The organism is Microcystis flos-aquae FACHB-1344, assembly GCF_014698375.1.
Taxonomy (GTDB): Bacteria; Cyanobacteriota; Cyanobacteriia; order Cyanobacteriales; family Microcystaceae; genus Microcystis; species Microcystis aeruginosa.
This window is the reverse complement of sequence record NZ_JACJSW010000189.1, coordinates 1-4,016: the sequence shown is the minus strand read 5'-3', so window position 1 is coordinate 4,016 and position 4,016 is coordinate 1. Positions and strand designations below refer to the sequence as shown.

Genomic DNA, 4,016 nt, shown 5'->3' with positions numbered 1-4,016 from the left:
TAATGTACCGCAAGTCCTTCGTCATCGCTCTGCCTATCTAAATGGTTGCCTTTTTTAACTTTTTTATTGAGTTCATTAAGCATTTCTACTTATTACAAAGGTGAGATGCTCCCCCTAGTTATCTTATGTCAAAAATAGCTTGAGCGATTTTTTCAGAGGATTTTCCTAGTCTAAAGTAATATCCTCTGAGTGTTTATCATGTTACAAATTAAGTGATTTTTACTCATTTCAGTACAATGGCAAAAAATCAAGCCGAATCTATGTCTGATCAGAATCATCATCAGCCAGATATGGGTGCGAAGAAAACAACGCAGGCTAGGATAGAACATCAGGATAATAATCAAATAAAAACGGGAATTGATCCTAAAATTGATTCGGAAAAAACGTTTAAATATTCGGAGCCAACAGGAAGATTAGGGGAGATAATCCTGCGCTTAATGCCGGTGGGTCTTTTGCTCGGAGGACTGAGTTATTGGGCGATAGTTGGCAAGATTCCGACTCCTATTCAAGGACGAGCGGTCATTTTGATTCCTCGTTCTATTGTTAATATCGAACCCCGTCAAGGTGGGCGGGTGTTAACCCTCCTGATTCAACCAGGAGATTCTGTCAAAAAAGGGCAATTACTGGCAACTTTAGAGTTTCCTGAATTGGAAACAGAATTAAAGGATAAAAAGGATAGACTAGCAGATCTCAAGCAGCAGGATAAAAGAGTTGACTCTGTTGAAGTGAGTCGTCGCCAATTGAATGCAGCCTCAATAGATCGCCAGCAAAAGGCGAATCAGCTTCAGATTAAAGCACTTCAAGTTCAATTATCCAGTAATCAAAAACAGCGAGAAGCCTATCTCTCCCCTCAGTACAGGACAAAAAGCTTGAAAAGTAGGCGAGAGTAGTGTTTTATGAGAAATAGAACCAATCTCTAAAACCCTATGAACCAGTATAGCGCCTTAAAGCAAGCCCTTAAACCCCATCTGGCATGGCATGGAGCCAGGCTCTCGTTTCTAGCACTGTTCCTACTAGCCTTAATTAAAGTCAAAACCGTCAATCTGAGCGAGTTAGCAGTAGGATTTGGAGGTAAAGCCCTCAAAGAATCCAACTACAAGAGATTACAACGCTTTTTCCGCAACTTCGAGCTTGATTATTCTGAAATTGCGAAAATTGTCGTGGGTTGGTTGAAGCTCCCCCAGCCTTGGGTGTTGAGTCTTGACCGGACTACCTGGGAGTTGGGCGAGCATTGCTACAACATCCTGACTGTAGGCATAGTCCACGAAGGAGTCGCCATTCCCATCTTGTGGTGGCTGCTCAAGAAAAAGGGAAACTCCAACAGTGATGAGCGTATGCGGTTCATTGAGGCGATATTCAAAATTTTTCCCACCGCGAGAATTCGTTGTCTGTGTGCTGACCGAGAGTTTATTGGTCAAGCTTGGCTGCGCTATCTTCTGCTCGAACCGTCTCTGTCTTTCCGGTTAAGGATTCGGGCTACCGACAAGATTGAGCGAAATGGAAAAGCCTTGCCAGCCAAAGTCGTCTTCGCCCATCTGGCTATCGGAGAATCTCAGCAATTGCCAGGCGATTGTCGGGTTTGGGGCAATCGGGTCTCCCTCGAAGCCTTGCGTTTGGAGGATGGAGACCTCTTAAAGGGACATAAACTGTATCTTTGCTAAAACTGGATCTAGTTCAGAAGACTCTTCAGAATAGATCAGATTTAGTTTGCCCAAAATCTGATCTCGGTTGTATTTTCGCAAATAAGCTTTTAATGCCTTTGTATAAAGCTCACTACGTGATACACCTAGCTGTCTAGCCAGCGATTCTGCCTCTTCAAAAACCGGGTCTGGAAGTGAAATTGCTGTTTTCATCGCTACCTTCACCATGATTACGACATCTTAGTTACACCTTGGTTATACTAAAAATGCAAGAGGGCATAAATGCCTCAACCCAGAAGCAGAGCAGGCTAACGGTTGAATTCACCCGCCGTCATTGACTTTGGATGATAGGAGTAGTTTAGCATACGGTCGGGTGCAGTGATTTGTTAGACGGGCTTATATTTAAAAAGGTAAAAGGTGCGTGAGACGCACCGTACAAGATTGGCGATCACACTGATTAGCTTTCGTCGGTCGGTGTGCATTGGGGTTGTTATGCCGTGTCACCAACAGATATGATGCGCCAATCACCTTATGGAATAAACAACCGACCAGCCCCCATATAGTCTTGGATATCGATCACAATTTCTACAAGCCTTTCAACGCAGCGTTCTCGATAGTCAGATTCATTGACCCTATCCGGATCGGCAATCGTAATGATCGGAAATGAAGTCGGTTGATTTTCTTCACGCATTACTTGTTCCAACGAGTCTTCACCCTTCCCATTCCGGTTTGCCGTAAGTAAGAGCATCCCGTTGGTTTGGGCAAATCTCCAAACTACTCGATCATTGCTGTCTGCGGGTAAGCCAACGTCTTCAAATGTCCTCAACCGAATTGGAGCGAGATCTAATAACCCGCTAACAACAAGACTTCCAGAGATCAGAATTGCCTGCCGATTCAAGTTGTAATCAGCCAGAACAATCATTGCTTCTTCGCTTCCCGCTTTGCTCTCCGTTCCTGAAGTTTAGCTCTAACCGCTTCATAGCCTGGACGAGGAGGAGTAGCAGCGATCCGAGCAAAACGTTCGCGATTCCTCTCTTCCCAAAATTGTTTAGTTTCTGCGGCAGTCTTTAAAACCTCCTGATACTCCGCTTCCACTTCTGTTCGATGTGTTTCAATGTAGGAAAGGGCAGCATGAATCTGAACATCTGTAAGATTGAAGGCATCACGAATAAACTTGGGTGGATACTGAGCTTTGAGATAATCCATTACGTCATACAGAGTAATACGAGTATCCGCAATTGTAAGCCCTCGCTCTGTGCGGATTATAGCTGTTTGTCGATTCGATGCCAGTGCCATAGCAGTCTTAGCTTTTAATCATTTAATTCCATAGTAGCGCACAAAAAAAGCAAGGGGAGCCAACGCCCCCCAACGACTGATTCACAAAATCCTTAATCCTCAACCCAGACTGCTTACCATGATTTTAGTTTATCATTGATCGCTTTATTAAGTCAGGTGCAACGTTGTGTTATGCCCGATCGCTTTGGCAATCACTTAATCTTGGCGATCGATATGATGTAGCCTGTGTTAGCGTTAGCGTAACGCACGGATTTTGAACATTAGATAAGGTGCGTTACATTTCATTAACGCACCCTACCAGATCGGCGATCGCACTAAAAATGCAAGAGAGCATAAATGCCTCAACCCAGAAGCAGAGCCGGCTAACGGTGAAGTTCAGCCGCCGCAGTCAGGCTTTGACTTTTACAGATGACCCTTGATCAAGTCGGCTCCAATGCAGTGTTAGACATTTGGTAGCCTATCATAGGATTCTGGCTCTACATCAGGAACTTTTGCTAAAATTGCTTCATACTTCAATCGACTCCCCTTTTTGGCTCTTTCGTTGAGGTAATTCTCAGTCATTAGAGCAGAGAGCTTTTCTGCGATCGCAGTAGATATAAATTGATCTATAGAAATTCCATCACGACTAGCAAGATCATACAGGCTTTTTTGTAATGAGTCAGGAATTTGAATTTGAACGATACTCATGGCAACTTTCCTATCAAGCGTAAAAACTCTGAAGGCTCCAGCACGTTTAACCCAAACTGCTCTATGCCTGCAAAGTCACGAGTGTTATATGTGATTATACTCTGACATCCTGCTTTGACTGCAAGCTCTAATACCATTTCATCTTTGGGGTCGCGCAGGAATGGTCGCCAAAGAAAGAAAATTTCATGCTGTACGCCTACTGCACAGTAGAAATCAATTAGGTCGTCAACCTCTTCACGACTCAGGCAAAGGTTTGGCAATTCCCGCAGTAAAACTTCTGTAGATCTCTTGCAAAAGTAATCAAGATATATCCTTTTGTCGGTAACGAAGTTCGTAATTGTAGATACCAGCAATCAAATTCAATCTCAGACCAAATCGCCGTCTGCGATTTCT

The 4,016-nt window shown here is 43.8% G+C and carries 7 protein-coding genes and 2 pseudogenes; 3 read left to right on the top strand and 6 right to left on the bottom strand.

The window, feature by feature from the left end:
* Positions 1–260 precede the first annotated feature (260 nt).
* Together H6G48_RS19115 and H6G48_RS19110 are read left to right on the top strand one after the other, a co-directional pair.
* Complete coding sequence (locus tag H6G48_RS19115; RefSeq protein WP_242034697.1) at positions 261–890, top strand: biotin/lipoyl-binding protein; 630 nt, start codon at positions 261–263, stop codon at positions 888–890.
* Between the two features lie 36 nt (positions 891–926).
* A pseudogene (locus tag H6G48_RS19110) lies at positions 927–1,634 on the top strand (IS4 family transposase); the annotation flags it as partial.
* On the opposite strand, the gene H6G48_RS19105 reads toward H6G48_RS19110, so the two are convergent.
* From H6G48_RS19105 to H6G48_RS27255, 5 genes are all read right to left on the bottom strand, one after another.
* Entirely contained in the window at positions 1,632–1,853 is a 222-nt protein-coding gene (locus H6G48_RS19105; RefSeq protein WP_190722857.1) for a CopG family ribbon-helix-helix protein, read from the bottom strand. The pseudogene H6G48_RS19110 and the gene H6G48_RS19105 sit on opposite strands and share 3 nt — an antisense overlap.
* Positions 1,854–2,169: 316 nt before the next feature.
* Positions 2,170–2,562, bottom strand: coding sequence for an ACP S-malonyltransferase (locus tag H6G48_RS19100; protein ID WP_190722856.1), 393 nt, complete (start codon positions 2,560–2,562; stop codon positions 2,170–2,172).
* Complete coding sequence (locus H6G48_RS19095) at positions 2,559–2,936, bottom strand: DUF433 domain-containing protein (protein ID WP_190722855.1); 378 nt, start codon at positions 2,934–2,936, stop codon at positions 2,559–2,561. Before H6G48_RS19095 ends, H6G48_RS19100 begins: the two co-directional genes overlap by 4 nt.
* A gap of 441 nt (positions 2,937–3,377) precedes the next feature.
* A complete protein-coding gene (locus H6G48_RS19090) occupies positions 3,378–3,623 on the bottom strand; it encodes a hypothetical protein (RefSeq protein ID WP_052276892.1) in 246 nt (81 codons plus the stop codon).
* Positions 3,620–3,841 (bottom strand): PIN domain-containing protein, encoded by a 222-nt coding sequence (locus tag H6G48_RS27255; protein ID WP_341275518.1) that lies wholly within the window; start codon positions 3,839–3,841, stop codon positions 3,620–3,622. Before H6G48_RS27255 ends, H6G48_RS19090 begins: the two co-directional genes overlap by 4 nt.
* On the opposite strand from H6G48_RS27255, the gene H6G48_RS26940 reads away from it, so the two are divergent.
* Positions 3,784–3,906, top strand: a complete 123-nt coding sequence (locus H6G48_RS26940) for a hypothetical protein (RefSeq protein WP_277925623.1) — start codon at positions 3,784–3,786, stop codon at positions 3,904–3,906. The two genes, H6G48_RS27255 and H6G48_RS26940, sit on opposite strands and share 58 nt — an antisense overlap.
* Positions 3,907–3,923: 17 nt before the next feature.
* Here the strand turns inward: H6G48_RS26940 and H6G48_RS19085 are convergent.
* Positions 3,924–4,016 (bottom strand): annotated as a pseudogene (locus H6G48_RS19085) (IS5 family transposase); the annotation flags it as partial.

What these genes read in the sequence shown, in the direction of transcription:
- H6G48_RS19115 (WP_242034697.1), top strand. Translation starts at nt 261, where the DNA reads ATGTCTGATCAGAATCATCATCAGCCAGATATGGGTGCGAAGAAAACA.
- H6G48_RS19105 (WP_190722857.1), bottom strand. Translation starts at nt 1,853, where the DNA reads ATGAAAACAGCAATTTCACTTCCAGACCCGGTTTTTGAAGAGGCAGAA.
- H6G48_RS19100 (WP_190722856.1), bottom strand. Translation starts at nt 2,562, where the DNA reads ATGATTGTTCTGGCTGATTACAACTTGAATCGGCAGGCAATTCTGATC.
- H6G48_RS19095 (WP_190722855.1), bottom strand. Translation starts at nt 2,936, where the DNA reads ATGGCACTGGCATCGAATCGACAAACAGCTATAATCCGCACAGAGCGA.
- H6G48_RS19090 (WP_052276892.1), bottom strand. Translation starts at nt 3,623, where the DNA reads ATGAGTATCGTTCAAATTCAAATTCCTGACTCATTACAAAAAAGCCTG.
- H6G48_RS26940 (WP_277925623.1), top strand. Translation starts at nt 3,784, where the DNA reads ATGGTCGCCAAAGAAAGAAAATTTCATGCTGTACGCCTACTGCACAGT.